Source organism: Mycobacterium sp. URHD0025 (assembly GCF_000426065.1).
Classification (GTDB): Bacteria; Actinomycetota; Actinomycetes; order Mycobacteriales; family Mycobacteriaceae; genus Mycobacterium.
Genome location: NZ_AUEQ01000012.1, coordinates 170,366 through 187,282, shown reverse-complemented (window position 1 = coordinate 187,282; position 16,917 = coordinate 170,366). Strand labels below are relative to the sequence as shown.

Below are 16,917 nucleotides of genomic sequence, written 5' to 3'. Positions count from 1 at the left end.
TACGCGCGAGCCGGCGATTCTGGAACAAGTTCTAGTTTTTCGTTCCCGCCGCGCTGAGCTGCGCGGCACCGTCGTCGCCCCAGTCCCGCTGCACCACCACCCGATGAGCGATCCGTTCGAGAGCGGCCTCGACCTGCGCACGGTCGGGCCGGCCCTCGAACAACGGCGACTCACCCAACTTGTCGACGATGCGCCCCACCAGGGCGGCGGACACGCCGTCGACCTGCTGCACCCCAGTTTGTGTCAGCCACAACGTGTCCCCGGTGCGCAGCACATAGCCGTCCTGCACCAACCGGTTGAACGTCGGCTCCAGCACTTCGTATGGCACGACGAGCCGATCGGCGATCTCGGTCAGCCGCGCGGAGCCGAATATCTGGCTGTGCCGGTAGATCTTCAGCAGCGCCCACAGGCCGGCGACATCCAGCTCGCACCCCGGCGTTCCGGCGACGCTCCGCAGCCGTATTTCGGGTGAGCTGCGCATCAACCGGCTGACCACGGTCTCCAGAACCTGGTCCGAGGACTCCGCGCTCGGCATGCCGAAGCCTTCGCCGAGGTCGACCGCCGAGGTCGCCTCCGCGTCGATCAACGGCACCTCCTTGAGGAACAGCGCCACGATCAAGCCGACGAGCGCCACCGGCGCCGCACAGAGGAACACCAGATCCAGAGCATCGGCGTAGGCATTCACGATCGGGGCGGCGACGTCGGGCGGGAGTTTGTGCAGTGCCGCCGGAGATGCACCCGCGACGGGCGGGGCGCCGCTGGCCGCCAACGCGCCCGGCAACCGGTCCGAGAGGAAGCCGGCGAACAGCGAGCCGAAAATCGCGGCACCGAACGAACTCCCGATGGTGCGGAAGAACGTCACGCCCGACGTCGCGACGCCGAGATCCGTGAAATCGGAGGTGTTCTGCACGATGAGAACGAGCACCTGCATGCACATGCCGATCCCCGCGCCCAGGATCAACAGGTAAAGCGACTGCAGCGGGATCGGTGTCGCCGCGTTCATCCGCGACAGCAGCACAAAACCCACGAGCATGATCGCCGTACCGGCGACCGGGTAGATCTTGTAGCGGCCGGTGCGTCCCACCAGACTGCCGCTGACTGTCGACGTGATCAGCAGTCCGACCACCATCGGCATGGTCCGCAACCCCGACTCCGACGGTGACACACCGTCGACGAACTGCATGAAGGTGGGCATGAAGGTCAGTGCACCGAGCATCGCGAAGCCGACCACGAGCGACAGCACGCAACACATGGTGAACACCGGATTGCGGAACAATCGCATCGGCAGAATCGGTTCGGCTGCCCGGGTTTCCGCCCGGACGAACATCGCCAGGGCCAGGACCGAGCCGACGGCCAGTCCGATGATGGCGGGTGAGGTCCAGGCCAACTCACCGCCGAGGCTGGTCGCCAGCGTCAGGCCGGATGCCCCGATGCCGACCCACACGATTCCGGCGTAGTCGATCACCGGGCGGGAAGCGCGCGCAGCGAATGCCGGGATCGTGGCGGCGGAGACCAGGAGGACGAGAACAGCAACCGGGATGCTGAGCCAGAATGCCCAGCGCCACCCCAGGTGATCGGTGACGAAGCCGCCGAGGAGCGGACCGGCCACGGTGGTGACGCCGAACACCGCCCCGAGGGCACCCTGGTAGCGCCCACGATCTCGCAGCGGGATGACCTCGGCGATCAGCGCCGAGGAGGTCACCATGATCGCGCCGCCACCGATGCCCTGCAGCGCCCGCGCGGCCACCAGCATGGCCATCGATCCCGACAGACCGCTGAGCACCGATCCGACGAGGAAACACAGAACGGCCGTCTGGTACACCACTTTCCGGCCGAAGATGTCGCCGACCTTGCCGACCACGGCGGTGACCACGGTCGAGGCCAACAGATAACTGGTGACCACCCAGGCCTGATGTCCGGCGCCGCCGAGATCTGCCACCACCGTGGGCAGGGCGGTGGCGACGATGGTCTGGTTCAGTGAGGCCAGGAGCATGCCGAGCAGGACTGCGACGAAGACGAGATTGCGCCTGCGCACACTCAACAGCGCGCCGCCAGTTGCCTGCTCGGCGGTGGTCGATGGGCTAGACATGAGTTCCTTTCACCAGCCTGGCCAGTACAACCATGACTATCGTTAGACAGGCTATGAAAGTTACAGCATGAACAAAGCCGCCCTGGACGACAACCGGCGGTGACCGGCTACCCAGGGCGGCTTCAATCGAAACGGCGGCGCTTCTCCCAGCCTATTGGGGCGGGCGGGAGACACACTGCGCTGCGTAGAGCGCGTCGCCCAACTTCTCCATGAGCTCGAGCTGGGTCTCCAGATAGTCGATGTGCGACTCTTCGTCGGCCAGGATCGTCTCCAGGATCCGCGCCGAGGTCGCGTCCTCCTTTTCGCGGCACATGATTATTCCGGGTCGAAGCCGCGCAACCACCTCGTACTCGATTGCCAGGTCCGCCTCGAACTGTTCACGAAGCGTCTGGCCGACGCGCAGCGAAAACAGTCGTTGATAGTTGGGCAGTCCGTCCAAGAGCAGGATTCGGTCCGTGATGGTCTCCGCGTGCCGCATCTCTTCGAAAGACTCGGAACGGGTGTGTTCAGCCAGTTCGGTGAATCCCCAATTATCCTGCATTTTCGAATGCAGGAAATACTGGTTGATTGCGGTGAGTTCACTGGTCAATTGCTCGTTGAGCAATTTCAGAACATCCGGATCGCCTTGCATCGTTACTCCTAAGCACCTTGAGGGCTGGTCAAGTGTTGCCGTTTGCCATGCACATCCAATCTAGTCCAGAAAGCACTGTGGGACGCAATGGTTGACACCTAATTCGGCGTGTTCTTGCGGTATTACCGGAACTTCTGGGGCCCCCGGACCGAGGCGTGGCCACGAAGAGTGGACTGGCTGTCCTAACTAAGGTTAGACTGCGCTAATCCCTTGCCGCACCCCGAAAGAAAGGCCGGTCACAAATGAGTGGGTACGATTTGCACTCGCTCATACTTTCTTGCGATTTCCGCGTCGAAGATGTCGAACAAATGTGGAAATGGATGAGGAAACACCGTTCCGGCCTGATGTCGATCGGCGCCCACCATGTGGTGCTGTACAAATCGATTTGGGAGCCGGGCCGGGTATTGGTGACCATCGGTATACGGCATGCCCGTTCCATTCGCGATGTATTGCGTTCACCGGCGATATTCGAGTGGTTCGACATTTCCGGTGTCGAAGATATTCCGCCGATTTTCGGTGGCGAAGTGGTGGAGAAAATCGATCTCACCGAGCCGTCCCCGGAGGGGCATGTGGCCGGGGTGATCGTGGGCGCGGTGGCCACCGTCGACGACGTCCCCACCCTGATGCGCAAAGTGCATGACGGCCTGGACCGGTTCGAGCAGGGCGGCATTCGCAAGATCTGGGTCTACCAGGCGCTCGACGACGGCCAGGAAGTGATGATCCTGCAGGAGGTCTCCGACGAGGTCAGCGCCAGGCAGTGGATCGATCATCCGGACGCGGCCGCCGAATGGATGACCACCGCCGGATTCGGTGCATACCCCAGCCTGTTCGTGGGCAAGTTGGCCCACATCATGAACGTCGACGAGCGGGAAGACTGATGTTCGTCTGCCTGTGCACCGGCGCGACGAGTCAGGTCGTCAACGAGATCGTGGAGTCCGGGGCCACCACCTCCAAAGCGGTCGCCGAGGCCTGCGGCGCGGGAGCCGATTGCGGCCGCTGCCGCCGCACCATCCGTGCCATCATCGCCGCCCATCAGGCGGCCCAGGGCTGTCCCACCCAGTTCAACGGTTGCCCTTCGCGGGCCACCCACTAACTCTTGCGGTCGGCGAACTGAGCCAGCGCATCGATGTTGGCCGCCGCGCCCACCAGCTCGACAAACAAGCCCTTCTCCCGCTCCACGGCCGCCGCGATCTGGTCGCGGATCGGGGCGACCATGGCCTGCTTGACGGCGATCAGACTCGAAATCGGTTTGGCCGCCAGCGTTTCGGCATACCGGCGAGCCTCGGCCAAAAGAGTGTCGGGCTCGCAGACCTTCCACACCAGACCCATCTCGCGGGCCTCGGTCGCGTCCACCCATTCCGACGACATCAGCAGCCACGCGGCGTTCTGCCTGCCGAGCAACCGTGGCATCAGATACGACGAGGCGGCCTCGGGCGCCACGCCCAGGCTCGTGAACGGACACTTCAACCGGGCCGAGGACGACATGAACGCCAGATCGGCGAACCCGAGGATGGTGGCGCCGATACCCACGCCGACCCCGTTGACCGCGCAGATCAGCGGCTTCGGGAAATCCGCCAGCACCTCGAGCATGCCGTAGAAGCCGTGCTCTCCCGGGGTGAATTCCGGGTTGGTTATGCGGGTCTGCATCTCGACGAGGTCATTGCCCGCGCTGAACGCCCTTCCGGCGCCCGTCAGCAGCACCACGGCCACGTCGGGATCCTCGGCGGCGGCGCGCAACGCGACCGTCGTCTGGTCGTACAGCGCCTCGTTGAACGCATTGAGCGCGTCCGGGCGGTTGAGGGTCAGAGTGCGAACCCGGTTGTTGTCCTCGATCAGCAGGGCCATTTCTCACTCCTCGCGTACGCGCCGTGTGACCGCTGCAGCCTAACTAGAACACGTTCCACTATTGCGGGCCGGGTGCGGACACACCGCCCGCGTGTGGGCTGGCGAAGACATAACGGCTGGTCGGCACGGTATCGATGTTGCTGCTGGCACCGAAGGCGTCGGTACTGGCCACCATGCGGCGCATGCGGTCGGCCAGATCGTCGTCGTCGGCGGCGCCGAAGAACACGTGCAGATCCGACACCGCCTGCTGGCGGAACAACTCCTCCACGATGCCGTCGATCGCCGGGGCGTCGTCGGTCAATGCCCGGACCACGGTGTTCTGGGTATAGCCGAAGGTGTCCTGGGTTTCGATGGCCACCGAGGTGTGGTCGACGTGCCAACGGTGCAGCCAAGTGGCCTCATCGAGCTCCGGTGGCCGGCGCAACAGCGCGATATTGGCCAGCCCGTCGGTGCGCTCCCCCACCCCCATCGGGGGCGGCGCCATGGGGACCGATTCGGTGACCAGATACGCCGCGAGTGAATCGCATTCAGCCGCAAGCAGTTCCAACGCCCGACCGACCTGGTCACCGTAGTACTGCTGGGTCCACAAGCTGACCACCGCCATCACCGGCGGATCCAGCGTCGTCAGCGTCATCAACGACTCGCGCACCGCGTCGTCACGAACGTTGACCGTCAGGCCGGGGAGCCCGAGCGCCAGCAGCTCATCGGCGACGCGGCCGCGAAGCCGCTCACACCACTGCTGATCCGATTGCGGGGCGCGTAGCAGGACGATGACTTTCTCCACACCAGCAGAACCTACCGGCGCACCGATCCGCGCCACGCGTGGGCGGTTGGCACACGGGCAGCCCGCGCCGAGCGAGAATGGTGGGGTGCACACGGGCGGACAGGCAGCCGACGCGCTTCGGCTGAGCACCCCCGACGCCGGCGCGGTGGCCCGAAGCCTGATCGGCGTCCTGGCGGTGACTGCCGTCGCCATGGCGTGGGGCTCCGGCGCCACCGCGATGTGGACACTGAGCGCCGGCGTGATCGCCGGCGCCATCGCGCTGCAGCGCAGCCCCGGCGGCCGCGTCCCCCTGGTCGTCACCGGCTCCGTCGAACTGGCCATCGCCGTGCTGCTCGGAACCGTGGCCGGCAGGCACAGCCCGGTGTTCATCGCCGTAGTGGCGCTGTGGTGCTTCGCCGCCGGCATGCAGTGGTCGCTCGGTGCCAATGCGGGTCTGGTGGCCTCGGCGGCCAGCGCACTGCTGGTGCTGACGCCACCGATCGCGCCGACGCCCGCGCAGGTCCTGCTGGCACCCGCCCTCGTGGTGATCGCCGGTGTGGTGCAGGCGGTACTCATCGCCGTGTGGCCGCCCCGGCGCTGGCGAGCCCAACGCGAAGGACTCACCCGCGCCTACCGGTCATTGGCCACCGATTCACGCAACGTCGCGGCCGACAGCGCAGCCAACGTCAACGACGCGCCGCTCACCTGGCTACGTGAGGTGTTCGCCGACAGCCAGGTCAGCCAGCGGCCGCGGGCCTACCACGGCGGATACCGGCTGCCAGAACGCCTCGCCGGCACACTGGCCGAGCTGCATGCCACCGCCGACCACAAGACCGACGACCGCTCCGCGACCGACAACGGGCTGGCACAACTGCTGACCGCCGCGGCGGTGCTGCTCGATGCGATCGCCGATCACGGGCACACCGCACGGCGGGACGCCGAGCATGCCCTGGTGCGTGTCCAGAGTGCCGCGGCCGCCGTGACAGGTCCCGAAGCGGCGCTCGCACAACGATTCTGCGAGCAACTGCGCGAGGCAACGGTACTGCGGTTCGGCCAGTTGCACCGGCCTGACCTCATCGGGTCGCTGGCCTCGGCACCGGCCGTGGTGCGCTCACACCTGACCTGGACCTCCCCGATCCTCCGCCACGCCATCCGGCTGTCGGTGACGACGGCGCTCGCGGTCGCGGCGGCCCGGTACGGCGGTCTGGAACACGGCTACTGGATGCCGTTGGCCGTGGTGGTGGTCATGCGACCGGAGACGGCACACACCTACACCCGGTGCGCCGGTCGTATCGCCGGACTCTGCGTCGGCATCGTCGTCGCCTCGATCCTCACATTCGTCTGGCAGCCCGGCCCGATCGGCTCGGCCGTATGCGCGCTGCTGTTCGTCGGATTGGCCTACGCCGTCGCGCGGTTCGGCTATCTCGCCGTCGGCGCGACCGTCGGCGCGATCGTGATGTTCGCCATCGGAGTGAGCGCATCGGCGCCCTGGTCCGGCAACACCGACCGCCTGTTCGCTGTGATGATCGGCGGCGCCCTGGCCGTCATGGCCCACGTGGCGCTGCCCGACCACGCCATGATCCGGCTGCGTCAGCGGGCCGGGGAACTGCTGATGACCGAGATCGACTACGCCGCACTGGTGATCAAGGCATTCGTGCACGAAATCGACCACCCGACGGAAATCCTGTCGGCGGCGTGGCAGCGGGCGTTCCGGGCCCGGGCCGCATTCGAGGCCGCGTGGGGCGCCACCAGCCTGGACCCACCGATCCTGCGGCGGTGGCTACGGTCCTACCGCACTGCCCTGAACTCGGTGACCAGTGCCTGCACCACGCTGGAGAATAGCCTGCCGACACATCCGTCGTCAGCCCTGCACGGCGAGTTCATTGCCGCGGTCGACGATTACGTCGAGGCACTTCGCGGAGCACCACCGAGCCCAGCCGTGCCGTGGAGCCTGGATACCGCCGAACTGTCGACCGCACTGCGCCGCGTGCACAACGTGGCCTCGACGCTGTCCGCCGACAACGGCGCGGCCCGCATCCTGATCGGCGAATTGACCACGATCACCCGCAGCCTGGAGGACATCGCGATCGATCGCGTCGAACCCGCCGGCGACTCGCGCTAGCTCACCCGCGCGCCCATTTCGGCAGGATGAAAACGCCTTCGGCCTCAGCGGTGATCCCCTCGGCATCTGAAACATGGCCCGAGGCAAAGGCTTTGATCCCATCAGTACGGGTGATCCGGCCCTCGGCGTGCAGATCGCCCAACGGAGTCGCCCGCAGATAGCGGATGGTCAGAGTGCCGGTGAACCGCGGGCGGTCCGAGTCGCTGGCAGCAACCTCCCCCAGCACGTGATCGAGCACCATGGCCACCATGCCGCCGTGCACGTGGCCGGGCGGCCCTTCGTAGGGGGCGCCGAGATGGAAATCGGTGTGGACACCACCGTCGGGGTCCTTGACCATCACCAGTGGCGGGGCGATCGGATTGCGGATCCCGATCGCCGGGTTGCCCCACGGCATCCGGTCCCCGTCCGACGTGAACTGCACACCGAACGGCCCGTCAATCTGCTCGGCCCGCAACCGCGCGGTCGCATCCTCGATCTGGGCCCGCACCGCCGCGACCTCGTCGGCATCGACCTGCGAACGGATACTGGCGTCGATCAGTGCCCGCACCGAATCGGCCAACGGCGCCCACACCGACCGCAGCCGCTGAACATCCGCGGAACTGAGACCCTCGACATGGGTGTAACCCGCCATTGGGGAACTAGAACATGTGCGGCGCGCCGGTGTCGAGCCAGCCGGCATTCGACTCAGTGGTTCGTCCAACGGTACGCAGCGCCATGGTTGCTGAACTAACGTCAGCATCGTGACGGATCCCGCCCAGACCGAACCGTACTACCGGCTCGGGGCCTATCACCGGCCGACGGATACCCCCTCGCCGCCGGCGCAGATCTGGTTCGACCGCGGCATGGTCTGGTCATACGCCTTCAACCACGAGGAGGCCATCCGCTGCTTCGAGCGGGCACTGCGGCTCGACCCGGATTTCGCACTCGCCCGCTGGGGCATCGCCTACGCGGTCGGCCCCAACTACAACAAAGCCTGGGACGCGTTCGACCCGGTCGACCTGACCACATCGCTGGCCCGGGCCCGCACCGAACTCGAGCGCGCCGCCACGGGCCGCGCCTCGGCACTGGAACGCGACCTGATCACCGCTCTGCACAAGCGATTTCCGACCGCCGATCCCGAGGACGCCGAAGCCCTCACGGCCGGGCACGCCGACTACGCCGATGCGATGACGGCGCTGGCCGCCGCCCATCCCGAGGACATCGACGTGCAGACGCTGGCCGCCGACGCCCTGCTCAATGTGACCGCGTGGGCGTTGTGGGACGGCCGCACCGGTGAGCCCGCTCCGGGATCCCGTGTGGTGGAGGCGAAACGGATCCTCGACGCGGCGCTGGCCACCGCCGCCGGACGGCGACACCCCGGGATCCTGCATCTGTACATCCACGCGATGGAGATGTCGACGACGCCCCAGGCGGCGCTGCCCGCCGCCGATCTGTTGCGCGGGCTGGTGCCCGACGCCGGTCATCTGCAACACATGGCCAGCCACATCGACGTGCTGTGTGGGGACTACCGCAACTCGGTGACGGCCAATCTGGCTGCGGTACAAGCGGACAGAGAGTTCGTGGCCCGCGAGGGGGCACTGAACTTCTATTCGCTGTACCGGGCGCACGACCTTCATTTCGTCGTGTATTCGGCCATGTTCGAGGGCAGTTCGCAGATCGCCCTGGACGCCGCCGAGGAGCTGTCCACGCAGCTCACCCCCGAGGTCCTCTCGGTCGCCTCACCGCCGATGGCCGACTGGCTGGAGGCCTTCGTTCCCCTGCGGGTGCACGTGCTGGTGCGGTTCGGCCGCTGGGACGAGCTGATCGCCGAACCTCTGCCCGCCGATCCCGAGCTCTACTGCACCACGACCGCGACCATCCACTACGGCCGCGGCGTCGCCTACGCGGCCACCGGCCGGGTGGAGCAGGCCCGTTCCGAGCGCGACAGGTTCCTCGCCGCATACGGGCGCATCCCCGAGACGCGCTACCTGTTCAACAACACCAGCCGGGACATCCTGGCCATCGCCGAGCAGATGCTCAACGGTGAAATCGCCTATCGGGAAGGCGACTACGAAACGGCATTCACGTACCTGCGCCGGGCCATCGAGCTCGACGACGCCCTGCCCTACGACGAGCCCTGGGGATGGATGCAGCCCACCCGGCATGCCTACGGCGCACTGCTGCTCGAACAGGGACATGTCGAGGAGGCCGCCCGCGTCTATGCCGCCGACCTTGGCCTGGACCCCACACTGAGCCGGTCCAGCCACCATCCGAACAATGTCTGGAGCCTGCACGGCTACCACGAATGCCTGCGCCGGCTGGGCCGCGACGCCGAGGCCGTCATCATCGGGCAGCAACTGGAGTTGGCCCAAGCCCGTGCCGACGTCGCGGTGCAGGCCTCCTGCGCGTGCCGCCTACAGGTGCCCAACGCCTGCTGTGGCGGCGACTGATCAGTCCGGCACCGCCCCGAGCGTAAACTCGCCCGCGTGGCTATCAGCGAGAACGACCTCGGTCAGTTGCGCAGATGTGTCGAGTTGGCCCGCGAAGCGCTTCACGACGGTGACGAGCCCTTCGGGTCGATCCTGGTCGATCACACCGGAACCACGGTGTTCGCCGACCGCAACAGGGTCAAGGACGGCGATGCCACCCAGCATCCCGAGTTCGCCATCGCCCGTTGGGCCGTCGAGCACCTGAGCCCCCGGGACCGCGCCCGCGCCACGGTGTACACCTCCGGTGAGCACTGTCCGATGTGCTCTGCCGCACACGCTTGGGTGGGGCTGGGCCGGATCGTCTACGCCACCTCGTCGGAGCAGCTGGTCGGCTGGTTGTCCGAATGGGGTGTGCCTGCCGCCCCGGTGGCCGCCCTGCCGATCGCCACCGTGGCCCCCGGCCTCGAGGTGGACGGGCCGGCGCGGGAACTGGCCGAGACCATGAAAGATCTGTACGCGGCGAAGTTTCGTGTCTGAGCCGTCCTGGGTCGCGCACGCCGTCTGGTGGCAGATCTATCCACTGGGTTTCGTCGGCGCGTTCCCCGCAGACCCACCGCCGTCAGCCGACGAGCACCGGCTGCGCCGTGTCGTCGGATGGCTCGACCATGCTGTGCGGCTCGGTGCCTCCGGTATCGCGCTCGGTCCGATCTTCGCCTCACGAACCCACGGTTACGACACCACGGACCACTTCCGCATCGACCCGCGCCTCGGTGACGACGACGACTTCGACCACCTCGTCGCCGAAGCGCGCCGGCGCGGGCTACGAATCCTGCTCGACGGGGTGTTCAACCATGTCGGCACCGACTTCGCCCGATACCGCGAAGCCGTCGACGGCGGGCCCGACCACCCTGCGTCGAGCTGGTTTCGGCGGGCCGGCAAAGCACCCGGATTCGATACGTTCGAAGGGCACGACGAGCTGATCGCGCTCAACCACGACGAGCCAGAGGTGGTCGACTACACCGCCACCGTGCTGCGGCACTGGCTCGACCGCGGTGCCGACGGTTGGCGCCTCGACGCCGCGTATGCGGTGCCGGACCGATTCTGGGCGCAGGTGCTGCCGTCGGTGCGCCGCGAGTTCCCCGACGCCTGGTTCGTCGGCGAGGTGATCCACGGCGACTACTCCGCGACGGTCCACGCCTCCACATTCGACTCGGTGACCCAGTACGAGCTCTGGAAGGCGGTCTGGAGCAGCCTCAACGACGGTAACTTCCACGAACTGGACTGGGCGCTCAAGCGGCACAACGACTTCCTGGACACGTTTGTCCCGCTGACCTTCGTGGGCAACCACGACGTGACCCGGATCGCCAGCCAGTTGCAGAATTCCGCGCACCTGGAGCACGCCCTGGTGTTGCTGCTGACCACGGGCGGAACGCCGAGCATCTATGCGGGCGACGAGTCGGGCTACCGCGGCGTCAAGGAGGAACGCCGCGGCGGCGACGATGCGGTTCGTCCGGAATTCACCACTCCCCCCGATGATTCCGATGCGCTGCGGCTGCATCAGTATCTGATCGGATTGCGTCGGCGCCATCCCTGGCTGCACACCGCGAAGACCTCACCGGTGCAGATCACCAACACGCACTACGTCTACCGCACCAGTGCCGGTGCCGAGTCACTGGTCGTCGCACTCAATATCGACGAAGCGCCGCTGCCGCTGTCCCTGCCCGATCTCGGGCTGGCGTCCGGCCGAGTGGTCGCCGGTTCGGGAGCACCGCCGCAGGACGACATCAGCCACCCGCACGTTCCTCCACACGGGTGGCTGATCATCGAGCCGCACTGAGCATTTCGAGGGTCAACGGGTCACCGCGCCCGTCATAGAACTTGTCCAGTACGGCCTGGAAGTCCGCGCGCTCGGAAGGGTCGGCAGCGGCCGCGGCGAACAACGTCATGGATGAGCAGACCTTGAGGCAGTCCGGCCGACCGAAGATCTGCTCGGCCGTGCGCCCGTCGACCTGGGCCACCAACCGGGCGCACTCCCGCAACCGGGGACCGAGAACATCATGGGCCAGATACGCGCACGCCTCCTGGCGCGAGGCTATGCCGTAGTACTGGGCGGTCGAGCTTCGGCCCAGCCCCCGCAGCTGGGGGAAGATGAACCAGATCCAGTGGCCGCGCTTGCGGCCTTCCCGCAGTTCATCGCAGACATCGGCGTACACGCCGGCCTGGGCGTCGACGAATCTGTGCAAGTCGAACGGGGCGCTCATGGGCGAAGTTTGTCGCGCAGCCTCACGCAATACATCGTGACAAGCTAATCTTCGGGATTCAATGACTACAACAGCCGACGCAGAGCACGTCGCCCCGCCCGGAAGTGTGCGCCGGCCGGTTCTGTCCCGGATCAGCATTCAGTCGAAGCTGCTGGTCATGCTGCTGGTGACCAGCATCCTGTCGGCCGCCGTGGTGGGCGCCATCGGATACCAGTCCGGGCGGTCCTCGCTTCGGCAGTCGGTGTTCGACCGGCTGACCGAGGTGCGCGAATCGCAGACCCGGCAGTTGGAGTCCAAGTTCTCCGACCTCGAGGATTCGCTGATCGTCTACACGCGGGGAACGACGACCATCGAGGCCGTAGAGGCGTTCTCCGGCGGATTCGGCCAGCTCAACAACTCGACGGTCAATCCGCAGCAGTGGCAGTCGATCGTCGACTACTACAACACCGAGTTCACACCGTACGAACAGGAGCAGACCGGCGACACCGTGGACGTGTCCCGGCTGCTGCCCACCTCCAACGCACAGAAGTACCTGCAGGCGTACTACACAGCACCGGTTGCCGACGCGGAAAAGGCGATCCGCGTCGACGACGCCCGCGACGGCAGTGCCTGGTCGGCCGCGAACGCCAGATTCAACGACTACTTCCGAGAGATCGTCGAACGCTTCCAGTTCGAGGACGCGCTCCTGCTCGACACCGCGGGCAACGTGGTCTACACGGCGTACAAGGGCGTCGACCTCGGCACCAACATCCTCACGGGTCCGTACCGCCAGAGCCTGCTGAAAGACGCCTACGACAAGACGCTGGAATCGAACGCCGTCGACTATGTCGGCATCACCGACTTCGGCGACTACCAGCCGGCCGATGAACCCACGGCCTGGATGACGGCGCCGGTCGGCCCGCCCGGCCGGGTCGAGGGTGTGCTCGCACTCCAGTTCCCGATCTCCGAGATCAACCGGCTGATGACAGCCGACAAACAATGGGAGACCGCCGGGATGGGCGCGACCGGCGAGACGTTCGCGGTGGGCCCCGACGGTCTGATGCGGTCGGATTCGCGCCTGTTCCTTGAGAATCCGGAGAAGTTCGAACGCGACGTCATCGATGCCGGGACGCCGCCGGCCGTGGCGGCGAAATCGCTGCGCCAGCACGGCACCACGCTGGTGCAGCCAGTGGAGACAACCGCCACCCGGCTGGCCTTGCGGGGCCAGAGCGGCACCGTGATCGAAGACGACTACCTGGGCAACGAGACGCTGCAGGCCTACGCGCCGGTCAACCTGCACGGGCTGAACTGGTCGGTCATCGCGAAGATCGACACAGCTGAAGCCTTCGCCCCTGTCACGACGTTCACCCGCACCCTCGTGCTGTCGACGGTGGTCATCACCTTCATCGTGTGTCTGGCCGCCATGATGTTGGCGCGATTGTTCGTCCGGCCGTTGCGCCGGCTGGAGGCCGGCGCCCAGCAGATCGGCGCCGGCGATTACGACATCTCCATTCCGGTGCAGTCACGCGACGAATTCGGTGATCTGACAACGGCATTCAACGACATGAGCCGCAACTTGGCGATCAAGGAGGATCTGCTCGCCGAGCAACGCCGGGAGAACGACCGGTTGCTGCGCACGCTCATGCCGGAATCGGTGGTGCAGCGTTACCGGGACGGCGAAGAGACGATCGCGCAGGACCACCACAATGTGACCGTCCTGTTCGCCGACACGTTCGGTCTGGACGAGCTGACATCAGGAATGCCCTCGGAAGAGGCGCTGGCGATCGTCAACCGCCTGGTGCACCAATTCGATGCCGCCGCAGACGATCTGGGGGTGGAGCGGGTTCGCACTCTGCGTAACGGCTACTGGGCCAGCTCAGGGTTGAGCGTACCGCGCCTCGACAACGTCCGGCGGATGGTGGACTTCGCTCTCGAAATGCAGCGCATCATCGAACGCTTCAACACCGAGGCCGGGACGGCACTGAAGCTGCGCGCGGGAATCGACACCGGCGCGGTCAGTAGCGGTTTGGTGGGACGTTCCAATCTGGCCTACGACATGTGGGGTTCCGCGGTAAACCTCGCCTACCGGGTTCAGCGGGGCTCACCACAGCCGGGCGTGTACGTCACCACGCGGGTGTTCGACGTGGTGGGCGATACCCGCGACCTGGAGCCGGCCGGCACGGTGCAGGTGGATGGGACAGACGAGCCGATCTGGCAACTCCAGGACCGGCGATGACAGGCGTCCTCGACGCTCCATGGTTCTACTGGGCGATGGGCGTCGCGGTCGGATTTCCGGTCTGTCTGGTTCTGCTCACCGAACTCCACAGCGCACTGCGCCGGCGCGGCAGCTTTCTGGCCGGCCCGGTGCACCTGATCCGCACCTACATCCTGCCGCTGGGCGCGCTGCTGATCCTGTTGATCCAGGCGATGCAGATCTCCGGAGAAACCACCCCGGTCCGCATGGTGGCGACGGTGTTCGGCTTCGTCGTGCTGGTCCTGCTGCTGTCCGGGCTCAACGCGACGCTCTTCCAGAGTGCCCCGGAAGGCAGTTGGCGCAAGCGTATTCCGTCGATCTTCCTGGACGTCGCCCGATTCGCGCTGATCGCCGTCGGCATCGGTTTGATCTTCGCCTACATCTGGGGCGCCAACATCGGTGGGCTTTTCACAGCCCTGGGCGTGTCCTCGATCGTGCTGGGCCTGGCGCTGCAGAACTCCGTCGGCCAGATCATCTCAGGACTTCTGCTGCTGTTCGAGCAGCCGTTCCGGCTCGGCGACTGGGTCGACGCGCCGTCGGCGCGGGGCCGCGTCGTGGAGGTGAACTGGCGGGCGACCCACATTGACACCGGCAGCGGCCTGCAGGTGATCCCGAACTCCGTGCTGGCCGGAGCATCGTTCACCAACCTCAGCCGCCCGGCAGCCGCGCACACCATCAGTGTGGTCACCGTGTTCGCCGTCGACGATGCCCCCGACGAGGTCTGCCGGGTACTCACCGACGTGGCCCGCCGGCTGCCCCAGCTCCGCCGCGACGGCACGGTGTCCACCGTCGCGGCCGGCGCGTTGCAGTACAAGACCATGATCCCGCTGCACTCACCCGCCGACGACTTCGCCGCGAGGTCCACCTTCCTGCGCTGGACCTGGTACGCCTCGCGGCGTGCCGGTCTGCATCTGGACGAGGCCGAGGACGAGTTCGCCACCGCTGAACGCGTCGAACAGACGCTTCGCCTCATCGCCCCGACCCTGCGCCTGAGCCCTGAGGATCAGCAGGAGCTGCTGCCATACGCCCGGCTCGCCCGGTACGGCACCGATGAGGTCATCCAGGTCGCCGGTCAGGTCCCCAAGAAGATGAGCTTCGTCGTCGCCGGCACGGTGCAACTGGCCGCGAACGGCACCGGCGATCTCTTCGTCCCCGTCCTCACCCTGGAGAAGGGCGACTTTCTCGGCCAGACCGCGCTGACCCGCGAACCGGTCACCACAACGGCATACGCGCTGACGGAGGTCACCGTCGCGCAGTTCGACCGCGAGTGCATCGAAGATCTCGTCGCGCGAAAGCCTGTGCTGCTACAGGAGATCGGCCGGGCCATCGAGGAGCGCAGGGCCAGCGTCAAACAGGCGCTCACCGCACCCGGGCGCTGACCGGCGCCGCCGACGGTCTCGGCGCCGAGTTCCAACCGTTAGTAAACCGCGATCTGCATGCGCGGTGTTGTTACGCGTGTGACTGATGAGGTGCGTGATTCACTACCGGAGCAAGCGGCAAACTGCTTGGCATACGTGCAGAAAGGACGGTTGGTTGCCGTTATGAAGTTCCTCAACAAGATTCGCGGAGCGTGGATGCGCCGACTGGCGGCGGGGGCAATGGCAGCCGCCACCCTGCCCGCGCTGATCGGTCTCGCGGGAGGTTCGGCGACCGCTGGTGCATTCTCTCGTCCCGGTCTGCCGGTCGAGTACCTCGACGTGTTCTCGCCGTCGATGAACCGCAACATCCGCGTCCAGTTCCAGGGTGGCGGGCCGCACGCGGTCTACCTGCTCGACGGACTGCGCGCCCAGGACGACTTCAACGGCTGGGACATCAACACTCCGGCGTTCGAGTGGTACAACGATTCGGGCCTGTCGGTGGTCATGCCGGTCGGCGGGCAGTCCAGCTTCTACACCGACTGGTACCAGCCGTCGAAGGGCAACGGCCAGGACTACACCTACAAGTGGGAGACCTTCCTGACGAGCGAGCTGCCGACCTGGCTGGCCTCCAACCGCGGCGTGTCGCAGACCGGCAACGCCGTCGTCGGGATCTCGATGGCCGGTAGCGCAGCACTGACCTACGCGATCCACCACCCGCAGCAATTCATCTACGCCGGAACGCTTTCCGGCTTCCTCAACCCGTCCGAGGGCTGGTGGCCGATGCTGATCGGGCTGGCGATGAACGATGCAGGCGGTTACAACGCCGAGAGCATGTGGGGGCCGTCGACCGACCCGGCATGGAAGCGCAATGACCCGATGGTCAACATCAACCAGCTGGTCGCCAACAACACCCGCATCTGGATCTACTGCGGCACCGGAACCCCGTCCGATCTCGACGCGGGCTCCAATGGCGGCAACCTGATGGCAGCCCAGTTCCTCGAAGGGCTGACGTTGCGCACCAATGTCACTTTCCGCGACAACTACATCGCCGCCGGCGGCACCAACGGGGTGTTCAACTTCCCCGCCAACGGCACCCACGCCTGGGGCTACTGGGGACAGCAGCTGCAGCAGATGAAGCCCGATATCCAGCGGGTGCTCGGCGCGCAGTCGGCCACCTAGAGAGCCACCCACCCAGGGAGCCTGTCGT

At 66.4% G+C, this 16,917-nt stretch carries 15 protein-coding genes; 9 read left to right on the top strand and 6 right to left on the bottom strand.

The window, feature by feature from the left end:
* Nucleotides 1-31: 31 nt before the first annotated feature.
* Both H977_RS0119570 and bfr read right to left on the bottom strand, forming a co-directional pair.
* Nucleotides 32-2,089 carry an MDR family MFS transporter gene (locus H977_RS0119570; RefSeq protein ID WP_029109444.1) on the bottom strand — a complete coding sequence of 686 codons (2,058 nt, stop codon included), beginning with the start codon at nt 2,087-2,089 and terminating at the stop codon, nt 32-34.
* Nucleotides 2,090-2,240: 151 nt separating this feature from the next.
* A complete protein-coding gene (gene bfr / locus H977_RS0119565) occupies nt 2,241-2,720 on the bottom strand; it encodes a bacterioferritin (protein WP_029109443.1) in 480 nt (159 codons plus the stop codon).
* Between the two features lie 242 nt (nt 2,721-2,962).
* On the opposite strand from bfr, the gene H977_RS0119560 reads away from it, so the two are divergent.
* Nucleotides 2,963-3,598, top strand: a complete 636-nt coding sequence (locus H977_RS0119560; protein WP_029109442.1) for a hypothetical protein — start codon at nt 2,963-2,965, stop codon at nt 3,596-3,598.
* Complete coding sequence (locus H977_RS0119555; RefSeq protein ID WP_029109441.1) at nt 3,598-3,813, top strand: (2Fe-2S)-binding protein; 216 nt, start codon at nt 3,598-3,600, stop codon at nt 3,811-3,813. Before H977_RS0119560 ends, H977_RS0119555 begins: the two co-directional genes overlap by 1 nt.
* Here the strand turns inward: H977_RS0119555 and H977_RS0119550 are convergent.
* Both H977_RS0119550 and H977_RS0119545 read right to left on the bottom strand, forming a co-directional pair.
* The gene (locus tag H977_RS0119550) at nt 3,810-4,565 is read right to left on the bottom strand and encodes an enoyl-CoA hydratase/isomerase family protein (protein ID WP_029109440.1); all 756 of its coding nucleotides are present in this window, start codon (nt 4,563-4,565) and stop codon (nt 3,810-3,812) included. The genes H977_RS0119555 and H977_RS0119550 overlap by 4 nt on opposite strands.
* Nucleotides 4,566-4,623: 58 nt before the next feature.
* A complete protein-coding gene (locus H977_RS0119545) occupies nt 4,624-5,349 on the bottom strand; it encodes an EthD domain-containing protein (protein WP_029109439.1) in 726 nt (241 codons plus the stop codon).
* 85 nt (nt 5,350-5,434) lie between these two features.
* Here H977_RS0119545 and H977_RS0119540 point away from each other — a divergent pair, with 85 nt between their 5' ends.
* The gene (locus H977_RS0119540; RefSeq protein ID WP_029109438.1) at nt 5,435-7,450 is read left to right on the top strand and encodes an FUSC family protein; all 2,016 of its coding nucleotides are present in this window, start codon (nt 5,435-5,437) and stop codon (nt 7,448-7,450) included.
* 1 nt (nt 7,451) lies between these two features.
* On the opposite strand, the gene H977_RS0119535 is transcribed toward H977_RS0119540, so the two are convergent.
* The gene (locus H977_RS0119535; protein WP_029109437.1) at nt 7,452-8,081 is read right to left on the bottom strand and encodes a PaaI family thioesterase; all 630 of its coding nucleotides are present in this window, start codon (nt 8,079-8,081) and stop codon (nt 7,452-7,454) included.
* A 109-nt stretch (nt 8,082-8,190) separates the two neighbouring features.
* Between H977_RS0119535 and H977_RS0119530 the strand changes: the two genes are divergently transcribed.
* The 3 genes from H977_RS0119530 to H977_RS0119520 are packed head-to-tail and all read left to right on the top strand — an operon-like array spanning nt 8,191 to nt 11,695.
* Nucleotides 8,191-9,879: a tetratricopeptide repeat protein gene (locus H977_RS0119530; protein WP_286162651.1), complete on the top strand. Its 1,689-nt coding sequence runs from the start codon at nt 8,191-8,193 to the stop codon at nt 9,877-9,879.
* A gap of 36 nt (nt 9,880-9,915) precedes the next feature.
* Nucleotides 9,916-10,395: a nucleoside deaminase gene (locus H977_RS0119525; RefSeq protein WP_029109435.1), complete on the top strand. Its 480-nt coding sequence runs from the start codon at nt 9,916-9,918 to the stop codon at nt 10,393-10,395.
* The gene (locus H977_RS0119520) at nt 10,388-11,695 is read left to right on the top strand and encodes an alpha-amylase family protein (protein ID WP_029109434.1); all 1,308 of its coding nucleotides are present in this window, start codon (nt 10,388-10,390) and stop codon (nt 11,693-11,695) included. The genes H977_RS0119525 and H977_RS0119520 overlap by 8 nt, the downstream gene beginning before the upstream one ends.
* Here the strand turns inward: H977_RS0119520 and H977_RS0119515 are convergent.
* On the bottom strand, nt 11,679-12,119 hold the full coding sequence (locus H977_RS0119515) for a DUF1810 domain-containing protein (RefSeq protein WP_029109433.1): 441 nt from the start codon (nt 12,117-12,119) through the stop codon (nt 11,679-11,681). The genes H977_RS0119520 and H977_RS0119515 overlap by 17 nt on opposite strands.
* A 61-nt stretch (nt 12,120-12,180) precedes the next feature.
* Here H977_RS0119515 and H977_RS0119510 point away from each other — a divergent pair, with 61 nt between their 5' ends.
* From H977_RS0119510 to H977_RS0119500, 3 genes are all read left to right on the top strand, one after another.
* Entirely contained in the window at nt 12,181-14,334 is a 2,154-nt protein-coding gene (locus H977_RS0119510) for an adenylate/guanylate cyclase domain-containing protein (protein ID WP_051288957.1), read from the top strand.
* A complete protein-coding gene (locus tag H977_RS0119505; protein WP_029109431.1) occupies nt 14,331-15,731 on the top strand; it encodes a mechanosensitive ion channel family protein in 1,401 nt (466 codons plus the stop codon). Before H977_RS0119510 ends, H977_RS0119505 begins: the two co-directional genes overlap by 4 nt.
* Before the next feature lie 162 nt (nt 15,732-15,893).
* A complete protein-coding gene (locus H977_RS0119500; protein ID WP_029109430.1) occupies nt 15,894-16,889 on the top strand; it encodes an esterase family protein in 996 nt (331 codons plus the stop codon).
* The last annotated feature ends 28 nt before the right edge of the window (nt 16,890-16,917 follow it).